This window comes from Cobetia sp. cqz5-12 (genome assembly GCF_016495405.1).
Classification (GTDB): domain Bacteria; phylum Pseudomonadota; class Gammaproteobacteria; order Pseudomonadales; family Halomonadaceae; genus Cobetia.
In genome coordinates, this window is record NZ_CP044522.1 from 1514075 (window position 1) to 1540553 (window position 26479).

General features: G+C 58.3%; 21 protein-coding genes and 1 pseudogene. 16 read left to right on the top strand and 6 right to left on the bottom strand.

Annotation, left to right across the window (positions count from 1 at the left end):
* The first annotated feature begins 76 nt into the window (after positions 1-76).
* The 3 genes from egtB to F8A90_RS17550 all read left to right on the top strand — a co-directional run bounded on the left by egtB (position 77) and on the right by F8A90_RS17550 (position 2855).
* The gene (gene egtB, locus F8A90_RS06540) at positions 77-1396 is read left to right on the top strand and encodes an ergothioneine biosynthesis protein EgtB (RefSeq protein WP_200019450.1); all 1320 of its coding nucleotides are present in this window, start codon (positions 77-79) and stop codon (positions 1394-1396) included.
* Between the two features lie 91 nt (positions 1397-1487).
* Positions 1488-1829 carry a DUF427 domain-containing protein gene (locus tag F8A90_RS06545; protein ID WP_200019451.1) on the top strand — a complete coding sequence of 114 codons (342 nt, stop codon included), beginning with the start codon at positions 1488-1490 and terminating at the stop codon, positions 1827-1829.
* A gap of 351 nt (positions 1830-2180) precedes the next feature.
* Positions 2181-2855, top strand: a complete 675-nt coding sequence (locus tag F8A90_RS17550) for a nuclease-related domain-containing protein (RefSeq protein WP_233593474.1) — start codon at positions 2181-2183, stop codon at positions 2853-2855.
* Positions 2856-3143: 288 nt separating this feature from the next.
* Here the strand turns inward: F8A90_RS17550 and F8A90_RS06560 are convergent, their stop codons facing one another.
* The 4 genes from F8A90_RS06560 to F8A90_RS06575 form a co-directional block, all read right to left on the bottom strand.
* Entirely contained in the window at positions 3144-3596 is a 453-nt protein-coding gene (locus tag F8A90_RS06560; RefSeq protein WP_233593475.1) for a carboxymuconolactone decarboxylase family protein, read from the bottom strand.
* A 345-nt stretch (positions 3597-3941) separates the two neighbouring features.
* Positions 3942-4328, bottom strand: coding sequence for a hypothetical protein (locus F8A90_RS06565; RefSeq protein WP_200019452.1), 387 nt, complete (start codon positions 4326-4328; stop codon positions 3942-3944).
* Positions 4329-4420: 92 nt separating this feature from the next.
* On the bottom strand, positions 4421-5545 hold the full coding sequence (locus F8A90_RS06570; RefSeq protein WP_200019453.1) for a flavin monoamine oxidase family protein: 1125 nt from the start codon (positions 5543-5545) through the stop codon (positions 4421-4423).
* Positions 5542-6213 (bottom strand): cupin domain-containing protein, encoded by a 672-nt coding sequence (locus tag F8A90_RS06575; protein ID WP_200019454.1) that lies wholly within the window; start codon positions 6211-6213, stop codon positions 5542-5544. The genes F8A90_RS06570 and F8A90_RS06575 overlap by 4 nt, the downstream gene beginning before the upstream one ends.
* A gap of 146 nt (positions 6214-6359) precedes the next feature.
* Between F8A90_RS06575 and gcvA the strand changes: the two genes are divergently transcribed.
* Complete coding sequence (gene gcvA / locus F8A90_RS06580; protein ID WP_233593476.1) at positions 6360-7358, top strand: transcriptional regulator GcvA; 999 nt, start codon at positions 6360-6362, stop codon at positions 7356-7358.
* A gap of 174 nt (positions 7359-7532) precedes the next feature.
* Here the strand turns inward: gcvA and F8A90_RS06585 are convergent, their stop codons facing one another.
* On the bottom strand, positions 7533-8528 hold the full coding sequence (locus F8A90_RS06585) for a helix-turn-helix domain-containing protein (protein WP_200019455.1): 996 nt from the start codon (positions 8526-8528) through the stop codon (positions 7533-7535).
* Positions 8529-8819: 291 nt separating this feature from the next.
* On the opposite strand from F8A90_RS06585, the gene F8A90_RS06590 reads away from it, so the two are divergent.
* Both F8A90_RS06590 and F8A90_RS06595 read left to right on the top strand, forming a co-directional pair.
* Positions 8820-9893, top strand: a complete 1074-nt coding sequence (locus tag F8A90_RS06590; RefSeq protein WP_233593477.1) for a phosphotransferase enzyme family protein — start codon at positions 8820-8822, stop codon at positions 9891-9893.
* Positions 9893-11227: an aspartate aminotransferase family protein gene (locus F8A90_RS06595; RefSeq protein ID WP_200019457.1), complete on the top strand. Its 1335-nt coding sequence runs from the start codon at positions 9893-9895 to the stop codon at positions 11225-11227. Before F8A90_RS06590 ends, F8A90_RS06595 begins: the two co-directional genes overlap by 1 nt.
* Before the next feature lie 264 nt (positions 11228-11491).
* Here the strand turns inward: F8A90_RS06595 and F8A90_RS06600 are convergent, their stop codons facing one another.
* Positions 11492-13408: a TonB-dependent receptor domain-containing protein gene (locus tag F8A90_RS06600; RefSeq protein WP_233593483.1), complete on the bottom strand. Its 1917-nt coding sequence runs from the start codon at positions 13406-13408 to the stop codon at positions 11492-11494.
* A gap of 577 nt (positions 13409-13985) precedes the next feature.
* On the opposite strand from F8A90_RS06600, the gene F8A90_RS06605 reads away from it, so the two are divergent.
* The 10 genes and pseudogenes from F8A90_RS06605 (at position 13986) to F8A90_RS06650 (ending at position 26474) form a co-directional block, all read left to right on the top strand.
* Complete coding sequence (locus F8A90_RS06605) at positions 13986-14756, top strand: ABC transporter substrate-binding protein (protein ID WP_200019459.1); 771 nt, start codon at positions 13986-13988, stop codon at positions 14754-14756.
* A gap of 344 nt (positions 14757-15100) precedes the next feature.
* A pseudogene (locus F8A90_RS06610) lies at positions 15101-15439 on the top strand (DUF417 family protein); the annotation flags it as partial.
* A 522-nt stretch (positions 15440-15961) separates the two neighbouring features.
* Positions 15962-16972 (top strand): LacI family DNA-binding transcriptional regulator, encoded by a 1011-nt coding sequence (locus F8A90_RS06615; RefSeq protein ID WP_200019460.1) that lies wholly within the window; start codon positions 15962-15964, stop codon positions 16970-16972.
* Between the two features lie 680 nt (positions 16973-17652).
* Positions 17653-20076 carry a GcvT family protein gene (locus F8A90_RS06620; RefSeq protein WP_200019461.1) on the top strand — a complete coding sequence of 808 codons (2424 nt, stop codon included), beginning with the start codon at positions 17653-17655 and terminating at the stop codon, positions 20074-20076.
* A gap of 213 nt (positions 20077-20289) precedes the next feature.
* Positions 20290-21042 (top strand): electron transfer flavoprotein subunit beta/FixA family protein, encoded by a 753-nt coding sequence (locus F8A90_RS06625; protein ID WP_200019462.1) that lies wholly within the window; start codon positions 20290-20292, stop codon positions 21040-21042.
* Positions 21043-21052: 10 nt separating this feature from the next.
* Entirely contained in the window at positions 21053-21982 is a 930-nt protein-coding gene (locus F8A90_RS06630; protein ID WP_200019463.1) for an electron transfer flavoprotein subunit alpha/FixB family protein, read from the top strand.
* A 32-nt stretch (positions 21983-22014) separates the two neighbouring features.
* Positions 22015-22875, top strand: a complete 861-nt coding sequence (gene purU, locus F8A90_RS06635) for a formyltetrahydrofolate deformylase (RefSeq protein WP_233593496.1) — start codon at positions 22015-22017, stop codon at positions 22873-22875.
* Between the two features lie 17 nt (positions 22876-22892).
* A complete protein-coding gene (gene folD, locus F8A90_RS06640; RefSeq protein ID WP_200019464.1) occupies positions 22893-23825 on the top strand; it encodes a bifunctional methylenetetrahydrofolate dehydrogenase/methenyltetrahydrofolate cyclohydrolase FolD in 933 nt (310 codons plus the stop codon).
* Complete coding sequence (locus F8A90_RS06645; protein WP_200019915.1) at positions 23822-25480, top strand: electron transfer flavoprotein-ubiquinone oxidoreductase; 1659 nt, start codon at positions 23822-23824, stop codon at positions 25478-25480. The genes folD and F8A90_RS06645 overlap by 4 nt, the downstream gene beginning before the upstream one ends.
* A 40-nt stretch (positions 25481-25520) precedes the next feature.
* The gene (locus tag F8A90_RS06650; protein ID WP_200019465.1) at positions 25521-26474 is read left to right on the top strand and encodes an ABC transporter substrate-binding protein; all 954 of its coding nucleotides are present in this window, start codon (positions 25521-25523) and stop codon (positions 26472-26474) included.
* Positions 26475-26479: the final 5 nt, after the last annotated feature.

Genomic DNA, 26479 nt, shown 5'->3' on the forward strand with positions numbered 1-26479 from the left:
CCCCTTGAAAGCCGGCCACGACCTCCCGACATCAGTATCTCGGAAATGGATCTGTAACACCCAAAAGGACGTCTCGATGTCATATGCACCGCAACCCTTGAGCGACACTCACGGCCTCGAGCAGGCGAAGACGTGGCTACGTACCTACCAGCGAGTGCGAGCTGCTACCGAGGCGATCTGTGCACCGCTGCACAAGGAAGACTACATGGTGCAGAGCATGGCGGATGTCAGCCCGCCCAAGTGGCACATCGCCCATGTCAGCTGGTTCTTCGAGGCCTTCATCCTGAAGCCGTTTCAGCCCGGCTATCAGACGCTCGATCCCGCTTACGATCATCTCTTCAACTCCTACTACGAAACCCATGGTGTGCCGTTCCCGCGCGCCGAGCGTGGCACAATCTCGCGCCCGACCGTCGATGACGTCTATCGCTATCGCGCGCACGTCGATCGCGCCATGCAGGCCTTGCTGGAGAATCCACCCCAGGAACATCTGCCGGAGATTCTGCGTCGTCTGGAGTTGGGCCTACCGCATGAGCAGCAGCATCAGGAGCTGCTGTTGATGGATATCAAGCACATCCTGGCGCAGAACCCGCTGTGCCCGGTCTATCGGGATGATCTGGCGCCTGGCTTGGCACCGACATCTGAGCAGGAGGTGCCGCCGCTGGGCTGGATTGCCTATCCTGCCGGGATTCGCGAGATCGGCCATGATGTATCCGAGGGTGGCTTCGCCTACGACAACGAGATGGGCCGCCACCGTCAGTTCGTCGAAGCGTTCCAGATGGCGGATCGACCAGTGACTAACGGCGAGTTTCTCGCCTTCATGCAGGACGATGGATATGCCACTCCCGAGCACTGGCTGGCGGATGGCTGGGCGACGGTCAAGGCGGAAGGTTGGCGGGCACCGCTTTACTGGGTCGAGCGCGACGGCGTCTGGCATCACTACACCTTGGGCGGTCTGGTGCCGGTAGATCTGAACGCGCCGGTCTGCCATGTCAGCTTCTTCGAGGCCGATGCCTATGCTCAGTGGGCGGGCGCGCGTCTGCCCACCGAGGCCGAGTGGGAGACAGTCGCCCAGGATGTTCCTCTCTCGGGCAATTTCGTCGATCAGGATCACCTGCAGCCAGTCGCGGCCGCGAAAGCCGAAGGTACGCCGAGTCAGATGTTCGGCGATGTCTGGGAGTGGACGGGTAGCGCCTATCGTCCGTATCCGGGCTTTCGCAAGTTGCCGGGCAGCCTGGGCGAATACAACGGCAAGTTCATGTCCGGTCAGATGGTGCTTCGTGGAGGCTGTTGTGCCACGCCCGCCGACCATATCCGCGCGACCTATCGCAACTTCTTCCCGCCTGAGGCGCGCTGGGCATTCTCCGGTTTCCGGCTCGCCAGGGACAGTGGGGCATGATGGGCTGACGTCCTGCATGATGCGCCGCCAGGCACCTTCATCTGCTGCTCTCATCTGCCGCTTCTATTTTCCAACCCGAAAAGGAGTGTTCATGGCCGATCACCCCGAACCGCGTATCACGCTGCACCCGCTATCCTTGCGGGTGCGAATCCTGGTCGGTGAAACAGTGATCGCCGACACTGACAACGCGCTGGAATTGCGCGAGAAAGGCTATCCGCCGAGGCTCTACTTGCCGCGCGCCGATGTGGCGATGGCGAAGCTCTCGGTCTCTCACACCGTCACCCATTGTCCCTTCAAGGGCGACAGCACTTATTACTCCTTGCCCGATCTTCCGGATATCGCTTGGAGTTACGACCAGCCTATCGAGGATATGCAGGCGATCGCCGGGCGGTTGGCGTTCGATGCTGACAAGGTCACGTTAGAGATGGAGTGATTCAGGTGAATGACTCGCGGCCAACGTGATTCTCTTGTCGGCGCATAGGGTCCCACCGTGCTCTGCTTCAGAGATAAACCGATAGAGAACAGTGGTTTGGCGTTTGTCAGATAGTTAGAATCCTGCAGTTTGCTGCACCGCGCTCAGCCATCGGGTGCGGTGCAGCCATACCTTTCCCTTATCCAGACTCAGTACTCCGGTTGGACGAATCACCCCGCTTGATTCCTTTCCGTACAGGCTGCACCAGGAGTCAAGACAGTGGTTGTCCCTTCGAACATCGCGCCAGTGATGAGTGTACTGCTATGCCTCGTGCTGGCGTCCTTTGTCAGCCGTTACCTCAAGTCTCCCCGCATGAAAGGCCGCATTGGGGAGTGGCGAGTGCGCTGGATGGCGCGCCGACTCGGCAAGCAGGGTTATCGGGCCTTGCACAATGTCACCCTCAAGACCGCGAACGGCACCACCCAGATCGATCATGTGCTGCTATCGCGTTTCGGCTGCTTCGTGCTGGAAACCAAGAACATGAAAGGCTGGATCTTCGGCAGTGAGCACGAAGCGAACTGGACCCAGCAGTTTCCTCGCCAGTCCTTCAGCTTCCAGAATCCGCTACGTCAGAACTACCGACACCTCAAGGCGCTGGAGACGACGCTTGGCGTGCCATTCGAGCACCTGCATTCGGTGATCATCTTCATTGGCAGCGCCAGGCTCAAAGGTGAGATGCCGTCCAACGTGACGCGCGGCACTGACTTCGTTCCCTTCGTACAGTCGTTCAAGACCCCCGTCTTCAGCGAGGCGCAGGTCGAGGCCATGCATGAGGCGCTGCTGACTGGGCGTCTGGCACCGACTCGGGCGACGCAGCGTGCCCATGTACAGCATCTCAAGCAGCGCAATGATTTACAGGCGAGACGTGAATGCCCGAAATGCGGCAGCCGGATGGTGCTGCGCACTGCCAAGGCCGGTGCGCGCGAGGGCCAGCAGTTCTGGGGATGCTCGGCCTATCCAGAGTGTCGAGCGACTCAGGCGGTGTGAATGGATCAGCGGCTCATCAGTACTCGAACTGGGTTTCAGAAGGTGCCCCAAAGGCCCGGCGACATCTATCACAGCTGACCGGTTGTTGATGGGCCTGAGTTGACGTGCCTGAAGAAGGACGTCACTTCCAGTGGCTTGAGATGACTGAGGTCATCTGGCCGCGAAGATTTCCTTCACTTCCTTGTCGCGTACTTCCCTCGCCATGCCGGTCAGCAGCACCTCTCACTACGGGGATGCCCCCTCACACGACGAGCACTGCTTGTTGAACATGTTGTGTCAGCAGCCCCCTCAGATGGCCAAGGCCACCAGGAAGCGAGAGACCATGTTGTAGGCGGCAACCGTGGCGACGGCTTCGACAGTCTGCTGTTCACCGAACAGGGTCTTGAGGGTCTCGATGATGGCGCCATCGACTTCCACCTGGCGGGTTGATTGATCCGTCAACGCCAGCAGTGCACGTTCTTCTTCATTGAAACGAGATGACATGCCTTCCTCACGCAGCGCGTCACATTTTTCCTGTGTGCCGCCGGCCTCCAGGTAGGCGGGTTGGTGTACCTGCCATTCAAACTCGGCCCGATTGAGCACGGCCACGCGACACATGATCAACTCGCGATATTCCAGACTGAGCGTGAAGTCCTTGCGAACACGGCCCAGCAGCCCATTCCAGCCCGTGGCCAGGGGCACACTCTTGAGCAGATAGCGATCGATCCCGATCAGCTCTCGGTTGGGGCGGCGTGCTTGCATGCTTTCCAGCAGGTCAGCAGGGACGGCATCGCCGTCTTGCCAGGGAGTGACACGTGGTTTTGTCTCAAGACCTGCCGCCATGGAGGGGGAGGAGGATAGGGGGGTGCCTGATTGCGGGAAGGAGTTTGATTGTGACATGGGGCTTCTGTGTCTAGAAAAATGCCATGCCCCGGGACGCACGTGGTGGTGGTGGTGTCTGTCGCAGGGTGGGGCAATGATGGTGGGGAGTGGCAATATGCGGGGATGGGCGATGCAACAGGAGCATCGCCACGTGTGGGCCCTGAAATGGATTGCCTGGCTGAGCAAGTCAGTTGGTGCGATGTGGTCAGGGGCATGACCCGGTGATCATTTGGCCGCGAAGATTTCCTTTACTTCCTTGTCGCGTACTTTCTTCGCCATGCCGGTCAACAGCACCTTGAACAGCAGGCCACTCACCAGGGTGGAGAGCGTCAAGGTGAAGAAACCGGCCAGGATCCAGTCCACCAGGACGAAGCCGCTATTCGTCAAGGTCGGGTGATAGAACACCATGCCAGCGAAGACCACCCAGTGGCTGATGCAGAAGAAGCATTGGAAGAGGTGGCTGATCATGTGGCCAAAGCGTTGTGCGTACTGACGCAACGGTGCGAACAGCTCACCTTGGGTGATCGAGATCGCGATGCTGCTGGCCGCCAGGGCCATCACGAAGCAGGTCCATAGCGCGTTCAGCGTCTCGGGGGAAAATACGGTAGTCATGGGGATCCTTGTGTGTCTTCGTCAAACTGACGAGTGGGGAAAAGTCAGTGGGTCGTGCTCAATGTCTGTCGATGCGGGTGTCTGGTTATCTCTCAGCCTTCTGTCTTGCGTGCGGTCAGCATCCGGTTGACACCTTGGGTGGCAGCATCGATGGCGCCCGCGAGGTGACCCGGGAATTGCGGCGACCATTCACTGGCAATGCCGTACAGGTGTTGATGCCAAGGACCCTCATTCGCTTCCGGTGGCGGTACCGAGACATGGGATGCCACGTCTTCCAGGTCTGCCGAGCTCGCGATGAAGGGTGAGGTAGCCCAGTCCTTGAGGGCATCGCTTTGGGGGCTGGCCGCCTGAGGGCCAAACAGGCGACCCAGCTGTGCGCGGCAGTGCTGACGTAATGCCTCCGGCGTGATCTGACGTCGGTAACCAGCCGGTACCCCCACGAATCCGAAGAGTGCACCTAAGCCTTCCATTGGACTGGCATCGTGAATCTCCACCATCGGGCCACGCGCGCTGCGTGCGGTACCGGACAAGCCGGTCTCGCGCCAGAAAGGACGATCGTAGACCGCGAGATACTTGGCATGGGGAGCCATCCAGGTCGCGGTCTGCTGCCACTGTGTTGTCAGAGCGCTCGGGAGTGCCGGCGTGAATTGGATATGCTGGAGTGCCTGACGTGGCGGAACGGCCAACAAGACCTGCTCCACCTCATGGTTCATGCGATGTCCGCTGCCATCCTCTGCGCTCAGCGCAATCCCGTCTGGCAAGCGCTCGAGATGACGGACGATCTGCCCAGTCATTACCTTGTTCGCGGGAATATCGCGACGCAGTCGCTCGATCAGCGCCTCCATTCCTCCCACCACACGCATGGCGGTCAGCGAATCCCTGACGCCAGCGATGCGCAGAGGTTTCTTGTCCGTGGCGCGCTCGAGGAGGCTGTCGCCTGCCGTTTGTTGTGCAAAGCACTCCAGATCCAGTGTCTGTATCAGCTGTCCCATCTCGCGCTGATGCTCAGGCCAGAACCAGGTCGGCCCCAGGTCCAGGCGCCGACCCGTACCGGTGTCGACGCCTGCTGGCAGCAGGGACGCGATCCTTCCTCCCGGGTCTGACTGAGCCTCCAGCACGAGGTAGTCCCGCATGCCTCGGCGTTCCAGCAGCCAGGCCGCATACAGGCCTGCGAGTCCGGCACCAATGATGATGACTCTTGATGAGTGCTGACTCATGGCGTCTCCTGAATGGCCAGATGCCCTGTCTTGAGGTAGAAGGTCGCCCCCTGTGTACCGGCGGAAAGCATCAGCGGTTCGCTGGCTGGCAAGCGCAGCCAGCTGCCTGCAGGGCAGGACCCGTGCCCCGGGTGCAGGCAGCCCTCCAACACAAGAAGTTCGGCACCGCCAGTGTTTGTCATCAGCGGAAGCTCGGTATGTGGCGCCAGGCGCTGCAGACTCACCTGCTCGGTGGCACTGGTATACAGTGGGCAGACCTCGCGGCCATCCTGCTCATGCCAGTTGGCCGGGTCCCGCGTGTTGATGCGTACCGCCTCATGCTCCTCGGACGGCATCTGTCGCAGCTTGACGAAGATCACGCAGCCGTCGGTGCTGCTGGGGGTGTGTCGCGAGTCTGGCGGGTTGCGCAGGTACCAGCCTGCAGGGAAGTGGTGCGAGCCATTTTCCGTGAAGGTGCCGGACAGCACGAGAATCTCTTCGCCTTGTGGATGCTCATGCGCTGAAAAGTGGGAGTCTGGTGCATATCGGACCAGGCTGGTGGCCCGTGCCTTCTCCTTCCCGATACGATCCAGCATCATGCGTTCGACGCCTCCCTCGGGGGACGGAACCCATTGGTAGTGATCGGGTGTGATGCTGGCACGTCGTGAGAAGTCGGCATTGAGGCGCATGTAGAGCATCTCCACGTAGGCGAGAGGGGAAGAAAACCTTTTTCAATGTCTGGCGGTCATCACACTCGAGCGTCATGGCATGAGCAGGACTGGACACATACCGGCAAGGTGTCACGACCGGTGATTGCGGGTATTCTGGAAGCTGATTGCTCATTCAACAAACGAGATTAACTAGGCATCAGGGAAAGAAAAACTTTATCGCCATGACATCGCCCAACCATCTGAATGCCTTGCGTGCCTTCGAAGCGAGCGCCCGCCACAAGAGCTTTGCCGCTGCGGCAGAGGAGTTACACGTCACGCCTGCCGCTGTCGGTCAGCTGGTGCGTGGGCTGGAGGAGTGGCTCGGCGATTCGCTGTTTCATCGTGCCAACAGCGGAAAGACACGCCTTATCCCGACAGAGCTTGCAGAGCAGGCACTACCCGATATCCGCGCCGGATTCGAGAAGTTGTCACTCGGGGTGGAGCGTCTCAAGGATGGCACTCGGCGTAGCGTACTGACGGTGACAGTCAGTCCTGCCTTTGCCGCCAAATGGCTGTTGCCACGCCTGCACCGTTTTCAGGCGGCGTGGCCTGACATCGATGTGCATCTGGATACCAACCACAAGCCGGTCGATTTCTCACGGGAGCGGGTGGATATCGGGGTACGCTACGGGCCGGGCAAGTGGAAGGGCGTGGTGGCACAGGAGCTGATGCATGAAGAGGTCTATCCCGTCTGCTCGCCACAGCTGCTGCGAGACCCTGAGCGCTTGAAGACGCCCGCAGCCCTGTTGGATGAGACACTGATTCATGACTTGTCCATGGAAGGCCATGACGGTTTTCCCTCGTGGAACGGCTGGTTCAGGAGAGCCGGTCTCACGGATGCTGATTCATCGCGCGGTCTGCAGATCAACAATTCTGCTGCAGTGCTGCAGGCCGCGATCGATGGTCAGGGCATTGCGCTGGCGCGTGGAGTCATGGTTCACGATGATCTTGTGTCGGGGCGTTTGATCAGACTGTTTGATGGAGTGATGTGTGCCTCCTCCCTGGCGTATTACGTGATCCATCGACCCGAGGTCACCCACGTGGCCAAGGTACAGGCATTCCGTGAATGGTTGCTGGAAGAAGCCGGGCTCAGTTGCCGAATACCCTCGACGTCAGGGTCGTGAGGGCTCTGTGATCAAGCAAGTCTACCTGGCGGGTCATTAGCCAATGACATCAACGAGCAGGCATTCCGGGAATGGTTGCTGGAAGAGGTCAGCTGAGTGTTCAGTTGACGTGGTCGAGTGGGCAGGCCCCCTCGGCTTGCAGCTTGGGCAGTATCGGGGTAGCCATCGCACACCTCATCCTGCCCGATAACGCGCCTGGGTACTCGAGGGACTCTCACCGAACAGACGGCGATAGTCCCGGGCAAACTGGCCCAGATGATAGAACCCCCAGTCGCTGGCGACCTGACCGATCGTGCTCGTTGACAGGGGATCGCAAAGCCGCCGCCGTACTTGATTGAGTCGGTTGAAGCGGATGAACTGCATCGGACTGAGACCGAGGATGCTGGTGAAGCTGTTGTGCAGTGTCCGCTGACTGACGTGGGCGATACGACAGAGACTCTCGATGCTGACCGGTGCAGGCTCCCCTCGGCTTACATGCTCGCGTACGCGCTCCACTACCTGCCGTCGATGGTGATAGCTGGGGTAGCGGTCGGTGAGAGGTGTCCATTCCTCAAGAATGGCGGCAACAGCCAGTGACAGGATGCCCTGATGCACCTGAACCTCGAATCCCGGCCCCTGTCGCTTGATCAGGCGGTCCATCAGGAAGGTGACCGCGCGGCGAGTCCCTTGCGTCACCCCGAGTCGCATCGTGTGCTGCGGATCCCCTTCCAATAGCGTCAGTGCCGACTCCCCTGCGACCTCGAGCAGCCAGTCACGCCGCAACACGAGACAATGGATCGCGAAGGTATCGGGCGTGGTCAGCGCGAAATCCTGCCCACCCGGCTGACACATGATGTCGCCTTTCTCAAGCGCGTAGCCATTGATCCGGCAGGGCTGTCGCTCGGCGGGAATACCGATCCACAGCGAATCCGGCCAGACATGACATTGCTGGTCCAATGCCTGGCTGGTGTATTCCTTGAATACCTGCATTCCCGGCAGATGGAGTTCATCGATACGCCCATAGAAGGCGCCCTGACCGTACTGATCATAGTGTTGCGACCAGTCGGTCAGGTTGTGCGCCTGTTCATTGACGTCCCATGCCTCCCGTGTGCACTTGCCTGGTGCATGCTCGAAAATCCCGTGCCGCCAGGTGGCATCACTATCGTCCGTTCGTGATACATCTTCGTGCATTGATCAATCAACTCATTGTTATTGTTGGTATTTTCAGCTTTGCCGGATGCTGATAACGCATCACCTCGCGCTGTCGTTAGTCTGAGTCATGCAACTTTCGCGCACAGAGTCATGCCGTGAGCCAGATCGTGGGTCGTGAGATTGGCCACTGGCTTCTGACCGCAGACGAAGTGTGACACCGAGACCGCAAGATCCCCGGTCTTCCCATGTCAGCGAGGTGGTGAGATGTATACGGAAGCTCTGATAAATCAAACAAGACACGAGTTGGTCACTTGCCTGGAAAAATGGCACATGGCGGAAACATCGCGGATCTCGCTGCTGACCATGTCAGAGAACGCGACCTTTCTGGCCGAGGACGACGAGGAGGGGCGCAGGATCATCATTCGGGTCCACCGCCCGGACTATCACTGCCGGGAGGAGATCGAGTCCGAGCTGGCCTGGATCGATGACCTGCGCACGACGGCACGGATCAATACGCCGGCCCCGGTCATGACCACGACAGGCAGCCCTGTGCTGAGCATCTCCGCCGGCGGGCAATCCTTGTATGTGGTGGCCTTCGAGCATGTGATCGGCAGTGAGCCGGATATCGACGAGGGTCTGCCGCAGTGGTTCGAACGGCTGGGCGCGATGACTGCCACGCTGCACGAACACAGCCGTCGCTGGCAGCCGCCGGAAGGCTTCGTGCGCAAGCGCTGGGACATGGAAAGCATGATCTCACCCCGTGGGCTGTGGGGCGATTGGCGAAATGCGCCGCGCATGACGCTGGAAGAGGCCCAGGCCATCAATGCTGCCATCCCCTATCTCAAGTCGGAAATCGCGCTTTATGGCACGGCACCAGAGCAGTTCGGGCTGGTCCATGCCGACCTGCGCTTGACCAACCTGCTGGTATCACGGGACAGCATGGCGATCATCGACTTCGATGACTGCGGCTTCTGCTGGTATGCCTACGACTTTGCTGCCGCGATCAGCTTCCACGAGACGGATCCGTGCGTCCCGCAGCTGCGCGATGCCTGGATCAAGGGGTACCGCTCGGTGGCCGAGTTCACGTCGGCAGATGAGGCAATGCTGGATACCTTCATCATGCTGCGTCGCATTCTGCTGTGTGCCTGGCTGGCCACGCATCAGGAAAGCAAGGAAGGCAAGACATTGAGTGATGGTTTCAGCCGGGATACGGCCATCATGGCGCGGCGCTATGTTCAGCAACGAGGGGGCCAGTCACGAGAGGGACAGCAAGGTGTCGTGCAGACACTGGGCATGCAGGAACACGACGATCAGGCGGATGTTGATCGGACCAGTACTGTTCGGACAAGCACTGTTCGGACAGGTACAGATCGGACAATCAATGACAAGGTGAGGATGGCGTGATGGAAAAGGTACGCGGGATTCTGGATCAGAACGCCTTCAGCATGGCGCATATCGACAAGGCAGATGCGCGAATCGGCGCCCTGGTACGCAAGCGGCTGGAAACGGTAGGGCCGACGTCCATGCTCTTCTATGAGGAGCCGCTGCACATCGTCCGGGGCGAGCGGGTCTGGTTGTTCGATGATCAAGGCAAGCGCTACCTGGATGTCTACAACAATGTGCCGTCCATCGGCCACTGCCATCCTCGCGTGGTCCAGGCGGTCGCTGAACAGATGGGGACCCTCAACGTGCACAACCGCTATCTGCACGAAGGCATCCATCGCTATGCCGAGCGCCTGCTGGACACGCTGCCGCGCGCGCTCAATCGACTGGTGATGATGTGTACCGGCAGTGAAAGCAACGACATGGCGCTGAGGCTGGCGCGTGGCTGGACGGGCCGGCAGGGGATCATCGTCACCGAGGCGGCCTACCACGGCAACACGGCCGCCGTGACGGAAGTCTCACCGTCTTCCTACAAGCAGGGAACACCGCCGGATCATGTGCATATCCTGCCGATCTCCCGGATGAGTGAGCAGGCAGACCCGGCCGCCTGGTTCGCCGAGCAGGTGCGGTACGGCATCGAACAGCTGGAGGCGAGGGGGCATGGATGCGCGGCGCTGCTGGTCGACTCCATCTTCTCGAGCGATGGCATCTATGCAGACCCCGCAGGTTTCCTGAAGCCCGCGGTCGAACTCCTGCAGTCCCGTGGCGGCCTGTTCATCTCCGATGAGGTCCAGCCCGGCTTCGGGCGCACGGGGCAGGAGATGTGGGGCTTCTCGCGCCACGGCGTGACGCCGGATGTGGTGACCATGGGCAAACCGATGGGCAACGGCTTCCCGATGTCCGGGCTGGCGGCACGCGAGGAGTTGCTGGCGGTCCTGAACGCCGATGTGGGCTACTTCAATACCTTCGGCGGCTCACCGGTCGCCGTGGCGGCGGGCACGGCGGTGCTGGACGTGATCGCCGAGGAAGACCTGATGGCCAATGCAGAGCGTCAGGGCGAGTACTTCAAGCGACAGCTGCAGGACATCCAGGCACGTTTCGAGGAGGTGAGTGATGTGCGGGGCGCCGGGTTGTTCCTGGGGCTGGACCTCTGTGACCCGACGCGTGACGGAGCGCCGGACGCCCAGCGCACCACGGCGTTGATCAACGACCTCAAGCGCAATGGCGTGTTGATCGGCGGGGCCGGCAAGTCCGGCAGTACCTTGAAGATTCGCCCGCCACTGTGCATCGAACGCTCGGAAGCCGACCTCTTCCTGGACAGGTTCGAGCAATCCTTGAGAACGACTGCCAGGTAACCCACTCGTAATACGTCATGGATCATCGGTGAATGACTCCGCTTCGGAGCTGCAGGTTGCAATTGAAACGCTTGCCAAGGTGCAAGCTTTCCGCGAATGGTTGTTGGAGGGAAGAAGCGGCGAGTCTCGTGGACCTGATGGAAGCTGCTGATGAAGACGCCAGCTCTCATGACTGACGTCCTGTTTTAAGGTTATGAACTGAAACGCAACAAGGGGAGCCTGGGCTCCCCTTGTTGCGTCAGCATGAGTGGATCTGGTCGAGGGTCAGAAGTCCATGGTCAGCCCAAGGTTCAACCGTCGGCCATCCAGCACCACGCCGTAGGTGTCATTGGTGACTTCCTTGTCAGCGATGTTGTAGAGGCCTGCCTTGACGCGAGCGTTCTCGTTCAAGGCATAGACGACACCTACATCGAAGAAGGTATAGCTCGGCGTGCCTTCGCTCATGCTGGTACGTGACAGGTAATCACTGGTTTCGCCACGGTAGTTCCCCTGTGCCCACAGATTGAGGTCGTGAGTGGCTTGCCAGTCCAGCGCTACGTTGAGCATATGTTCCGGGATCTTGTTCAAGGGCTCGCCCTTGAATTCACCACTTTTCTGCTCGGAGTCGGTGTAGGTGTAGCTGGAGCTAAGGTTCACGCTTGGCGTGATGGCATAGTCCAGTGACAGCTCGATGCCCTGCATGACAGCTTCGTCGATGTTGCGGTAGGTGCTGACGAAATAGTAGTCAGTGCCGGCATAGCTGCACTCGCGGAAGGCGGGATCGGAGAAACCTTCATCCGGGCCCTGGCAGAGGCGGTCTTCGGAGATCTTGTCCTTGAACTGGGTGTAGAACAGGGTGGCGCCGGCGCTGAGCGTGCCAGACTGGTTCTGGAAGACGGTGCCCAGCTCGTAGTTGGTGCTGGTTTCCGGATCCAGCTCCTCGTTGCCGATGATGATGGCACTGCCTTGGCCGGTCCGACGACCGAATCCCTCTGTCGCAGCGGATAGACTCGGTTGGCTGTAGCCCGTGGAGACCCCGCCCTTGAGCGTCCATTGCGGATCAAGGTGATAATTGGCATAGACGCGTGGCGAGAGATGTCCGCCAAACAGCTCGTCATCGTCGTAGCGCAAGCCGGTGGTGACGTTGAGGTCCTCGGTCAGACTCCATTCCATCTCGACGAATAGTGCGGCAATCCAGCGATCGACGTTATCAACAGCCCCCGGGACATTTGAGGCCAGCAAGCCATTGGTTTCATCCGTCAGCTGCTCGAATTTGTACTGACCGCCGAAGGTCAGCATATGATCGCCCCAGAAGTATGTGGTCTGGTTGTTGAATGTGGTGACTTCTTCACGCTTTTCGTCATCGGAATCCAGCACGTTTTCCGAAATGTCGTGTTGTAGATAGGTGTCTGTGAGGAAGCTGCCGTAACTCCCCTTGTGACCGAGGGTGTAGACGTCCTTGTCATAGCGATAGCGACTGGTGTCGGAATCATCCGCAATGCTCACGCCGGCATTGTGGGTATATTCCTTCTTGGATGCGGTGTAGCCGAGCGTGAACGCATTATCCTCATCTGGGGTCAGCGTGAATTCGGCCCCCCCTTGAAGAATATCGCTGTCAGGCGTGCTTTCGGCATTGTCATCACTGCCCTGGTAATCGCTTTCTTCGTAACCGGTCCAGTTGCCGTGGACCTTCAGACCGAGCAGGCCATCGATGAGCGGCCCGCTGGTATAGAAACTCAGCTGCTGCCCGTCGTTGCTGATGTCGTTGAGCGAGTGGGTATATTCTGTCGTGACAGACCCTGACCAATCATCCGCCACCTTCTTGGTGATGATGTTGATGACGCCGCCCATGGCTTGTGAGCCGTACAGCGATGACATCGGTCCGCGAATCACTTCCACTCGCTCGATCATCGAGATTGGGGGGAGGCCAATCTGCTTGCCTTCATCATTGCCATTGGTATTGACGGAGCGGCCAGCCGACAGAGGGCGGCCATCGATCATGTAAAGCGTGTAGCTGTTGTCCATCCCTCGAATACTGATGTCCTGAGAATTCCCGCCCCCCGTGACATAGACGCCAGGCACATTATCCATGGCATCTGTGATGTCCGTGTACGACTGCTTGTTGAGCTGCTCGCCGGTAATGACCGAGATACTGGCAGGGGCATCCGAGATCACCTGTTCGTAGCCTGAAGCTGTCACCACCACAGGTTCCAACTGGCTGGATTCGTCAGCCTGTACGCCAGCAGGTAGGCAAGCGGCGGCAATACCGATAGCCAAGGCCGATCGAGCAAAGGGGAGTGCGGGGACTGTCATGTTCCTGGATCCTTGAGGTCGCGATTATGTCGTTATTGAGCCACGAGGTTTTTTAGGGTTGTGGGCCACTGAGTGCTCTGTTGACGTCGACTTCGGGTAGGGAATACGACAGACGTCATCGCATCAGTGTCGATCTTTTTTTCGTATTTACGAAAACAAATGATAAACATTCGTATTTTTTAGTTTAGGTGTGTTTCTTTGCTATCAGAGTTGCGTTATGCGCAACCCTCGGTGGTGGCATGGAGTCGTTCGTAAATTGCGGGTTGTGCAACGCACAGTTGCATGATTTTGAGGAAATAGCCGTGCTAGGATCGCAAACATAAATGATATTAATTATTATTCAATAAAGGGAATGTCGATGAACGTCGCTGGGCTCACCTTGTCTGTCTCTACTCTGTTGTTGGCTGCTTTACCTATTGGTGCCCAGGCACACGAAGTCGCCGGGGGAGAGCATGGCCCTTCCGTCGTGAGTTTGGACTGGGGTGCTGCCGATACGCTGGATGAGCTGGGATTAGCCGAGCACCTCGTCGGGGTACCACATCAGTCTGCGCCCGCCTATGTGTCACACCTGGTCGAAGGTCGGGCAGATATCGGCGGGCTCAAGGAGCCTGATGTCGAGGTGATCGCGGGATTGGAGCCGGACCTGATTCTGGTCACCGGTCGTCAATCTGGATCACTTGAGGCGCTCAAGGCTGTAGCGGAGACGCGAGATGTCACTCTCGAAGAAGGCAGCTACTTCGAAGCACTGAGCGGCAAGGTACTGAGCTTGGCGTCCCCGTATCATGCTGAGGAAAAGGCACGTGAGAAGCTGGCAGCGCTCGAGTCGGATATCGCGACGGCGCGTGAAGGGCTGGCGGAAGATCTTGACGCGTTGGTCGTGATCCATAACGACGGTCGTTATGTTCTGCGCCAGGAGCCGATTGTCACTGAGCTGCTGCAGATCGATCAGCCGGCGCTGCCTGACTCCGTGGAGCCGGTCAGCCGTGGTGCGCGTACTTTCTACCCGCTGACGCCAGCGAATATTGCCGAGATGGCGCCGGATGCTCTGTATGTGGTTGATCGCAGTGCTGCCATTGGCCAGACCCCGATGGATGCTGACGCGCTTAAGTCCGCGCTGGCCGATGCTGGCGGTGCGGATATTGGTGTCACCGTGCTATCCCCGGGGCTTTGGTATCTCTCCGGCAATGGCTTGCAGAGTGTGCGTGCCCAGATGAATGAGATTCTCGAAGGGCTGTAAGATAACGCTTTGACCACTACCAATACCGCTCTGGCAGCCTGCAGAGCGGTGTTTTTCGTTCATGAGTAGCGTTCTATGTATTGCGTTGCAGGGTGCGGCCGCCACGGGGACAGATGCGTCCGATACGGGGGCTGACATTCCCGAGAAGAGAACTAAAATACCCTCCTTTGCATCCGCGCTCGGGGAACTGCCGTATCTCATTGCATCAGTCATGCAGGAAGCTTGGTCGTGGAGACATCACTGCCGGGGAGCATGATGAACGCTAAGGCCGACAGGTTTCGTGAATCGAGATGAGTGGAATGAGGATGAGGCCTGCAAAGTAATCAGCAAGGAGTCAAGCAAGCAGTATCGGCTATTACGTTAGCGTATTCGGTGTTGCGTTGTTCTTGCTATGGCTGGGAGTCTACAAATTCACTCCCACGGAAGCAGGCCTCATTCAGCCGCTGGTCGAGAACAATTTCGCCATGGGTTGGCTCTATGACGTGATGTCGGTACAAGCGGTATCGAACTTGGTCGGCCTGTCCGAGATCCTGGTCGCTATCGGTATTCTGCTTGGTCTCAAGTACAGGAAGGTAGCGTTCTATTCTGGTCTCGCGGCCAGTGACATATTCTTGACGACACTGAGCTTTCTGTTCACGACTCCCGGCGTGTGGAAAGTGACCGATGGCGATCTTGATCGCTAACTTCTTCCTGGTAAAGGATATACTTTTCCTGGCTGATAACCATCAGCATGATCGAAAGAAATTCCCCGTCAAAGCGTTGATGCGCTGAGCGATTTTCCCGCCGTGGCAGCGAGGTATTCGCACATCCTTCACTCTCGCCAAGTAGCACTTCAGCCGGTTGGAGAATACTGAGCGTCGAGGTGATTCAAGGGCCCGCTGAGAATTTAGCGGGCCCTTGGCGGTGCAAGGAGAGAGTCTGTGGGCTATCAGTACGTCAACCACGAATGCTGATTGACGCCGAACGGGTTTTTTTACCTCTGGCAATGATGTATCGGGCCAGGGGAGAGACGGTTTATTTTTTCTCGTGCAAGGTGTGATCTGATAGGGTTGTCACGTGATGCGCGATTGTCATATCCCGGAAATATCAAGAGCTGCCGCACATGCCAATATTTACCTCATCGCAAGTGACATGGTAAGTAGCAACTAGGCAGGTCATGGAGTGCTGGTCTTACAGGGCAGGATATCAAGAAGGCGAAGTCCAGAATGAATAGTGTGACACTTGACGATGTGGCAAGACACGCGGGCGTGTCGCCGGCGACGGTTTCGCGGTATCTCAATAACCCAGATATCGTCAGTGAGCGCACCAAGCTCAAGATAGAGAAGTCGATTTCGACGACTGGCTACGTCCCACATGCCGCGGCGCGTGCCCTGGCATCCAACAAGTCACGCATGATCGGCGCTATCGTCCCGTCATTGGATAACACACTTTTCGGCCACTCACTCGAAGAGTTTCATCAGTATATTTCCAATTCCGGCTATACCATGGTGGCGGCGTCGTCTCGCTATGATGTCGAGGAAGAGCGTGAACAGATCATCCAGATGGTGGCGCATGGCGTGGATGCATTACTGTTGGTAGGCCTGTCACGGGATGACGGTATCTATGACCTTCTCAACGCGAAGGGCATCCCCTATGTCATCAACTGGTCCATCGATACGACATTGCGACACCCCTGCATCGGCTTCGATAATCACGATGCTGCCAGCAAGGTGGCTCAGTACCTGTTGGACTTAGGGCACCGCGACTTCGCGATGATTTCTGGCCGGCTGGAAGGCAATGATCGTGCGCAGCACCGCTTGCGGGGGATACGGGAGACATTGGCTGAACATGGAATCGTCATGCCCGATACGTCTGTTATACAGAGTCCCTTCGGCGTGAAGCATGGCCAGCAGGGGTTTCGGGAGCTGATGTCACGCGACAGCAAGCCAACCGCCATCATCTGTGGCTCGGACCCCTTTGCTTACGGGGCGATCTTCGAAAGCAGAATCATGGGCATCGATGTGCCGCGGGAGGTCTCCATCACCGGCTTTGATGACACCTGGCTGGCCGAGCACCTGACGCCGGCCCTGACGACGTTGCGAACACCGCAACGTCGGATGGGGGTACTGGCTGCGGAATATCTGATCGCACGACTGAAGGAGAAGGCGCATCCGGTTCCCGCCTTGCTGGACGTCGAGCTGGTAGTACGCGACTCCTGTGCGCCCCCACGTTCCTGATCGAGAGGGCCATTCACTGCAGTACGTCATTTGTCGCTTGCGCGCCCCATTGTCGCGCTTGCCCGCCCCGCGAATGGCTTCCTGAATCCTGTCCCTCATTTCACCCCTCAGCCCATGAGGGGAGATGTCATTCTCCGGCCATGGCGCATGGCTGGCTGCTTGGACACACCTTCTGTTTCGCCACCTGTCGCTTGGTGCGCGTTTCCTCTGATTTCTCTTCTGCCAACACCGTCTGTCGCATTGCGATCCTTCGCTTGGTGCCTTCCCGTGGCCCCTTGGGCGATCACGAAGAGGGGACGGCTGTGATTTTTTTCATGCTCCCGTGTTACCAGCCTGCCAATGAGTTCGCGATTGCAACCCTTTTTCAGGACTGCCTTTCTTTCAGAAGGCGATAGCAATTGCTTTGTACCGAATCCTTGCCAGTTTTTTCCACTGAATAGCGAGCTAGGTTGATTCCGCGTTGGACTGGTGTGGGAAGGTACCTATTTGCTTAGAGGCAAAAAAGTGAGCAGGCGTACCTTGTCAGCCCTGAATTCTACTGCTAGAAATGAAAGCGCTTTCATTCATTGTGATGCACGGCCGAAAGACACCGCCCAAGGAACAAGTACAACGCTGAGATGAGCCCGTTCGTGCCGGTAATGTTTGATGTTTTATCAATAAGAACAAGCTGAGGTATATCAATGAAGACACATGCAAAAGTCGTCGTTATCGGCGGTGGGATTGGCGGTTGCAGCACGCTGTATCACCTGACCAAGGAAGGGTGGACAGACGTGGTGCTGGTGGAGCGCAACGAACTGACCTCAGGGACGACCTGGCATTCTGCTGCACAGGTGACCAATTTCGGCGCGGTTCAGACGATGGTGGGACTGAAGAGTCACAGCATCAAGCTCTACAAGGAACTGTCCCAGGACCCGGATCACCCCATCAATTACCACCATGCCACCGGGGGGATCCGCCTGGCGTCGACCCAGGAACATATGGATGGCTATAAGCACTTTATCTCCCTGGCCAAGGGCATGGGGGTCGACTTTGAGCTGATCGATGCTCAGGAGTGTGCCAAGCGTCACCCGCTGCTAGAGGCCGATGAAGAGCTCTTGGGCGGCCTTTGGGATCCACTCGATGGCGATATTGATCCGGCCCAGCTGACCCAGGCGCTGGCACGTGGGGCGCGTAAAGCCGGGGCGGAGATCTATCGCCACAACCCAGTGGAGAATGTCTATCAGAAACCCAATGGCGAGTGGGTCGTCCAGACCAAGAATGGCGATATCACCTGCGAGATCATCGTCAATGCTTGCGGGTACCGGGTAAACGAAGTCGGCAAGATGCTAGGTGTCGAGTACCCCGTTATCTCAATGGAGCACATGTATTTCCTGACCGAGTCGCTACCCGAGCTGGAAGCCCGCGAGGAACGTGTCCCGTTGCTGCGTGACCCGCGTGATGATTTCTACAGCCGTCAGGAGAAGAAAGGTCTGCTGGTCGGTATCTACGAACAACGCTGCAAGACCTGGGGCATGGACGGTATCGACCCCAACTTCGTCAATGCCCTGTGCCCAGATGATCTGGACCGCTGCCTGGACAACATGGAGCGTGTCTTCAAGCGCATGCCATGTCTGGAGCGCACCGGGATTCACAGCATCATCAATGGCCCCATCACCTATTCTGCCGATGGCAACCCGCTGGTCGGCAAGACCCCGGGGCTGACCAATGCCTATTCCATCATCGGCCTGCGTGCCGGGCTGGGTGAAGGTGGCGGTCACGGCAAGATTCTGGCCGAACTCATCGTGCATGGTGAATCCGAGTGGGACACCTGGTGTCTGGACCCGGCGCGCTTCACCGGTCATGCCAATACCGAGTTCACCGCGCTGAAGGCGATCGAGGACTATCAGAATGAATTCCGCTTCCACATGCCGCATGAGCATCGTGACGCGGGACGTCTGGCCAAGACCACGCCGTTGTATTCCGTGTTGAAGGAGAAGGGGGCCGAGTTCGGCACCGTCAATGGCTGGGAGCGTGCACTGTTCTACAAGCCGACGCCGGACTTCGAGTTCAAGCACAGCTTCCGCTTTACCGAGGTGGACAAGATCGTCGCCGAAGAGGTCAGGGCGGTGCATGAAAATGTCGGCCTGATGGAAGTCAGCGGTTTCAACCGCTACGAGATCAAGGGGCCCAAGGCGGCAGAATGGCTGGATAGCCTGATGTGCGGCAATGTGCCGAAGAAAGTCGGCCGTGTGGGGCTGTGCTACTTCCTGACCGACAAGGGCAATGTCGCCGGTGAGGCGACGCTGGCCAAGTTGGCCGATGATCGCTTCTGGTACGGCTCTGCCGCCGCCGCCGAATATCACGACATGGAATGGCTGAAAGCGCACCTGCCGGATTGTGGTGTCGAGCTGGTCCCCATGACCAATTCACACACCATCCTGGTCGTGAGCGGGCCGAAGTCACGTGATCTGTTGGCCTCTCTCTCGCCTCGCACCGACTGGAGCAACCAGGCATTCCCGTGGCTGACGGCCAAGAAGGTCTATATCGGTCATGCCGAGGCCATGGCGCTGCGGGTGAGCTTCAGCGGGGAACTGGGTTGGGAGCTGCACGTCCCCAACGAGCAACTCTATCTGGCCTACAAGCTGCTGGATGAAGCAGGACAAGCCTTTGATCTGAAGCCCTTCGGCTCACTGGCCACGGAATCCATGCGTCTCGAGAAGAGCTATCGCCACTGGAAAGCCGATCTGATCACCGAATTTGATCCCTTCGAGAGTGACCTGGGCCGCTTCGTGAAGATGGACAAGCCGACCTTCCCGGGCAAGGAAGCGCTGCTGGCCAAGGAAGGCAAGCCGATGCGCCGCAAGTTCGTCACTCTGGTGGTCGATTGTCAGCATGCTGCCGCGCACCCGGGTGATTCCATCTACGCCGATGGCAAGGTGGTCGGCACCGTGACATCGGCTGGCTACGGCTATCGGGTCGACAAGAACATCGCCATGGGCTTCGTGAACCCGGAGCACGCTGAAGGGGGCGCGGATCTGCATGTCGACATCATCGGTGAGCAGCATGCGGCACGTGTCGTGGCGGGGCCATTGCTCGATCCCGACAATGCGTTGCTCAAATCATGACGTTTGCGTGAGGTTTTGAGCCATCACATTGCAGTGCCGTGAAGCGTGTTGTTGAGCAATGTTGAGAGCACCTCTCTGTCCTCGTTGTCTGGCGGGCCTTCATGGCCCTGTCGGGAGGTGTTGTCTCTCAATCACTGTTTCTCAAACAATCATCGTCTCGCGCACACCGTTGCTTACAACAATACAAATCGACGCTAGTAGTGGAGGGATCGCATGAAGATTCTGGTAGGTGTCAAACGTGTCATCGATCACAACGTACAAGTCAGGGTCAAGGCCGATGGCTCCGGGGTGGATCTCGATAACATCAAGATGGCCATCAACCCCTTTGATGAGGTGGCCGTCGAACAGGCCATCACACTGAAGGAAGCCGGCGTCGCCGAGGAAGTCATCGTCGTCTCCATCGGGCCGGACAAGTCCCAGGAAACGCTGCGCCAGGCACTGGCAGTCGGGGCCGACAGGGCCGTTCATGTGCCCTTCGACGGGAGTACCGAGTCGCTGTCAGTGGCCAAGGTCTTCAAGGCGCTGGTCGAGCGGGAAGGGGTGGACCTGGTGATGCTGGGCAAGCAGGCCATCGATGATGACTGCAATCAGACCGCCCAGATGCTGGGCGCCATGATGGACTGGCCGCAAGGCACCTTCGCCTCGACGTTGACCACGACGGACGGTGCGCTGGAAGTCGTGCGCGAGGTCGACAATGGCCTGGAAACGTTGGCGTTGTCCTTGCCGGCGGTGGTCAGTGTGGACCTGCGTCTGAATGAGCCGCGTTATGCCTCACTCCCGGCGATCATGAAAGCCAAGAAAAAGCCGCTGGAAACCGTGGAGGCCAGTGAGCTGGGCGTGGACCTCACGCCACGACTCGAGCTGGTGTCGATGAGCGAGATGCCGGCACGCGAATCCGGGGGAGTGTTGGTCAATTCGGCCGGCGAACTCGTGGAAAAACTCAAAAACGAAGCCACCGTCATTTAAGGAGTGCGTCATGTCGATTCTTGTCATCGTGGATCACGATAATCGTGAAATTGCCTCGGCCACTCTCAATACACTGACGGCGGCACATCAGCTAGGCAGTGATATCGACCTGCTGATTATGGGGCATGACTGTGAGGCAGTCACCCAGGCGGCCGCTCGGTTCAGTGGAGTTCGTCAGGTAATGACGGTAGACGCTGCACAATTCGCGCTGCCGGCAGCAGAAGATATGGCACCGATCGTCAAGGGGTGTGCAGAGGGCTGCACACACATGCTGGCCCCAGCCAACAGCTTCGGCAAGAACCTGATGCCGCGAGTGGCGGCGCTGCTCGATGTCGCGCAACTCTCCGACATCAGTGCAGTAGTGGACGCCAATACCTTCGAGCGTCCCATCTATGCCGGAAACGTGCTGGCGACCTATCGCAGCCAGGAGGCGACCAAGGTCATTACCGTACGCAGCACCAAGTTCGAGGCCTTCAGTGAAATGGAGGGCAGCGCAGAGTGTGTGGCATTGCCGGCGCCGTCACCGCAAGAGAAAGCCCGGGTCATGGGGCGCTCCGCGCCACAATCCGAGGGCCCGGAGCTCGCCACCGCCCGTGTGGTCATTTCAGGCGGGCGCGGCATGGGGAACGGTGAGAACTTCGCAATGCTCGATAGCGTGGCCAACAAGATGGGGGCTGCCGTGGGGGCCTCGCGTGCTGCAGTGGACGCCGGCTTCGTTCCCAACGACTACCAGGTTGGCCAGACCGGCAAGGTGGTCGCACCTGAGCTTTACATTGCTGTAGGCATCTCCGGCGCCATTCAGCACCTGGCAGGCATGAAAGACGCCAAGGTCATCGTGGCCGTCAACAAGGATCCGGATGCCCCGATCTTCCAGGTCGCTGACTACGGCATCGTAGGTGATCTCTTCGAGGTCATGCCGCAATTCGATTCCGCTCTCTAAGAGCCCGACCAAGGAGCGTAAAAACAACAATCATGAAAAACAAGAATTCCTACATCCTAAAAGTCTCCTGCCCAGGGCGTGTCGGCATCGTGGCGGCACTGGGCAACTTCATGTCCGACCGTGGTTGCTTCATCAAGGAACTGCATCAATTCGATGACCAGGAAACCGGTCGCTTCTTCTCGACCATCGAGTTTGTCTTTGAAGGGGATCGCACCTTCACGGTCGACCAGTTGAAGGCGGCCTTTGAAGTCACTGCCATGAGTTTCGACATGGAGTGGGAAATCCATGATGCCTCGGAACGCGCCAAGGTGCTGATCATGGTGTCCAAATATGATCACTGTCTGCGTGACTTGCTGTATCGCCGTGCGACCGGCGAACTCATGATCGACATCACGGCCATCGTGTCCAATCACGAAGACCTGCGGGAGATGGCTGAGCGCGAAGGCATCGAATTCATTCATCTGCCAGTGACCAAGGAGACCAAGCCGCAACAAGAATCGCGCCTGCTGGAAATCGTCCGTGGCACTGATACGGAATTGGTCGTCCTCGCACGTTACATGCAGATTCTCTCCGACACGCTAAGTAAGGAGCTGGAAGGGCGCTGCATCAATATTCACCACTCCTTCCTGCCCGGCTTCAAAGGGGCTAAGCCGTATTACCAGGCCTACGATCGTGGTGTGAAGCTGATCGGAGCTACCGCACATTATGTGACGGGAGACCTGGACGAAGGTCCCATCATCGAGCAGATGGTCGAGCGGGTCGACCATGCCCATGATCCGAAGCATCTCACCCAGGTCGGGCGTGACATGGAAGCGCAGGCGCTGGCGCGCGCTGTCAAATATCACGTCTCGCATCGTGTCTTCCAGAATGGGTTGAGAACTGTCGTGTTCTGATGCAGAGGAGTTAAGCAATGAATCAGCTGAGTGCCTCCCAGGCAATCGAAGAGACGTGCAGCATCGTGATCGATGGCAAGGCCTTCGCCAAGCGGCTGCGAGGCGAAGTGGCCGAAGAGGTCGCCTCCTTCGTGGCCGACACCGGGCAACAGCCGGGGCTTGCGGTGGTGTTGGTGGGTAGTGATCCCGCCAGTCAGGTGTACGTTCGTACCAAGATGCGTCAGGCCGAAGAGGTCGGCATCGCCTCATTCCAGCATCTACTGGGGAGTGAGACGACCGAGGCGCAACTACTGTCACTGATCGCACTGCTCAATGAAGACGACAGTGTGGATGGCATTCTCGTACAACTGCCGTTGCCTGAGCACATCAATGAAAGCGCTGTCATCGAGGCAATCGATCCTGCCAAGGACGTCGATGGATTCCATCCCATCAATGTAGGCCGCCTGAGTGCTGGCGAGCCGGGCATGGTGCCCTGCACGCCACTGGGGTGTCTATTGCTGTTGCAAGATCGCCTTGGCGATCTATCTGGCATGAAGGCAGTGGTGGTCGGTCGCTCCAATATTGTGGGCAAACCCATCGGTCAGTTGCTGCTCAATGCCAACTGCACGGTCACCACACTGCACTCGCGTAGTCGGGATATGGTGGCGGAGTGTCGGCGGGCAGATATTCTCGTCGTCGCGGTGGGGTTACCGGAAATGATCGGCGCCGAGCACATCAAACCGGGGGCCACTGTCCTTGACGTGGGTATCAATCGCATCGAGAACGCTAAGGGCGAGAAGCGCCTGGTGGGGGATGTTGATTTTGATGCAGCGGCCAGCAAGGCCGGCGGGTTGACGCCGGTCCCCGGGGGGATCGGCCCGATGACCGTTGCATGCCTGATGCGCAATACCCTGGCGGCGGCGCGTCAGCGTTCACATACCTCGGTGACCGGGGGAGGAAAGACTTCATGAGTCAAGATGATCGCGAAGCCATGGAATTCGATGTCGTCATCGTCGGAGCAGGCCCATCGGGCCTATCGGCTGCCTGTCGGCTGATGCAACAGGCGCAAGCGAACGAGACAGAGTTAACAGTGTGTGTCGTCGAGAAGGGCTCGGAGGTCGGGGCCCATATCCTGTCCGGTGCCATTCTGGAAACGCGTGCTCTTGATGAGCTGTTCCCGGATTGGGAGGCGCGCGGGGCCCCTCTTGGTGTGCCTGTGGCTGAGGACCAGGTGCTTTACCTGCCCAATCAGGAGCGCACGTTGCAGTTTCCCGATTGGCTGGTGCCTAAGACACTTCATAACCAGGGCAACTACATCGTCAGCCTCGGCAACCTGTGTCGCTGGCTGGCAGGGCAGGCGGAGGCATTGGGGGTCGAGATATTCCCCGGATTCGCCGCCAGTGAGGTGCTGTATCACGACAATGGTGCCGTGAAGGGTATCGCCACCGGGGACATGGGGGTCAGTCGAGATGGCCAGCCCAACGACAGCTATATGCAGGGGATAGAGTTACACGCCCGCTATACGCTGTTTGCCGAAGGCTGCCGGGGCCACCTGGGCAAGTCGCTCTATCAGAATTTCTCGCTGGACGCCGAAGCCGACAGTCAGCATTACGGTCTGGGTATCAAGGAGCTGTGGGATATCGCACCGGAGCTCCATCAGCCGGGGTTGGTTGTGCATGGCACTGGCTGGCCGTTGAGCGATGGCACCTCAGGTGGCTTCTTCCTCTATCACGGCGACAAGCAGCAAGTGGTTGTCGGCTTGATCGTCGATCTGAATTACTCCAATCCGCATGTCAGTCCCTTCGATGAGTTCCAACGACTCAAACATCACCCGGCGCTGGCGCAATACCTGACGGGAGGCAAGCGCGTTTCCTACGGGGCGCGTGCCATCTGCAAGGGGGGCTACAACGCCTTGCCAAAGATGACCTTCCCGGGCGGGCTACTGATTGGTTGTAACGCGGGCACACTGAACTTCGCCAAGATCAAGGGCACACATACCGCGATGAAGTCGGGATTGTTGGCGGCAGAGACTGTCTTTGAAGCGCTGCAACAAGGCGATAGCGGCGGCAATGAGCTGCATGAGTATCGCGAGTGCTTCAAGGCGTCCTGGGTACACGAAGAGTTGTATGCCAGTCGCAATTTTGGGCCGGCATTGCACAAACTGGGGCCAGTGCTCGGCGGGGCCTTCAATTTCCTCGATCAGAATCTATTCCAAGGCAAACTGCCATTTCGTCTGCGGGATGATACCCCAGACCACGCTCAGATGAAGCCCGCCGAAAAATGCCGTGCTATCGAGTACCCCAAACCCGATGGCGTCCTCAGTTTCGACAAGCTCTCCTCGGTGTACCTCTCCAATACCCAGCATGCAGAAGACCAGCCGTGTCATTTGACACTGCAGGATGCGTCGATTCCGATCAGCGTCAACCTGCCCAGATATGAGGAACCGGCGCAGCGTTATTGCCCTGCTGGTGTATACGAAGTCGTGCAGGAAACGGCAGGCAAGCGCTTCCAGATCAACGCGCAGAACTGCCTTCACTGCAAGACATGCGACATCAAGGACCCGGCGCAGAACATTCGCTGGGTCGTGCCGGAAGGTGGCGGCGGGCCCAACTATCCCAACATGTAAGTCACTCATACCAAGACAACAACAATACAAGGAAGCAGTGATGATACCGATGAAACATATCACGTCGACATTGATACTCTCCCTGTCCAGTGGCCTGGCAAACGCTGCAGATGTCACCGTGGGCGTCCCCAACTGGCCAACCGCTGCGGCGACCAGCCACATTCTGAAAGTCGTGATGGAGGATTATCTCGGTCTGGATGTCGGGCTGCAGAATGGCACCAACGCCGTCATCTTCGAGGCGATGGACAAGGGCACTATCGACGTTCATCCCGAGGTGTGGCTCCCCAATCAGCAGAGTCTGCATGATAAGTACGTCAAGGAGCGCGGCACCGTGCTTCAGGATATGAATGGAGTGGAGGCAACACAGGGTATCTGTGTGACCCGAGAGGTATCAGAGCAATACGGCATCTCGTCCATCTATGATCTGACCAATCCCGAGACGGCGAAGCTATTTGATCGTGACGGGGATGGTTACGGAGAGTTCTGGGCGGGGCCTCCTGCTGCAGCCTCCAGCATGGTCGAAAGAATCAAGGCCAAGAGCTATGGCTATGATCAAACCATGAAGCTCTACGAGCTGGACGAAACCTTGTTCGTCGCCGAGCTATCTGCCTCAGATAAGGCTGACAAGCCGATCGTCTTCTTCTGTTATAGCCCGCACCAGATGTTCCAGATGTATGACCTGGTCCATCTTGAGGAACCCCCGCATAACCCGGATACCTGGCATATCATCCAGCCGACTGATGACCCTGATTGGCTGGAGAAGTCCAATGCCGACAGCGCCTGGCCGGAGGCCGCGCTTTATATCCATTACGCCAAGAAACTCGAGTCCGAGCAACCTGCTGCCGCGAACCTTCTGAGTCATGTAAATCTGGATCTCGAACAGATCAATGACATGAGTTACGCCCTGACCGTCGACAAGAAAGACCCTGAGGCCTACGCCCATGAATGGGTGGCTGACCACGCGGATCTTGTGGAGTCATGGCTTGCGCAGTGACGCCA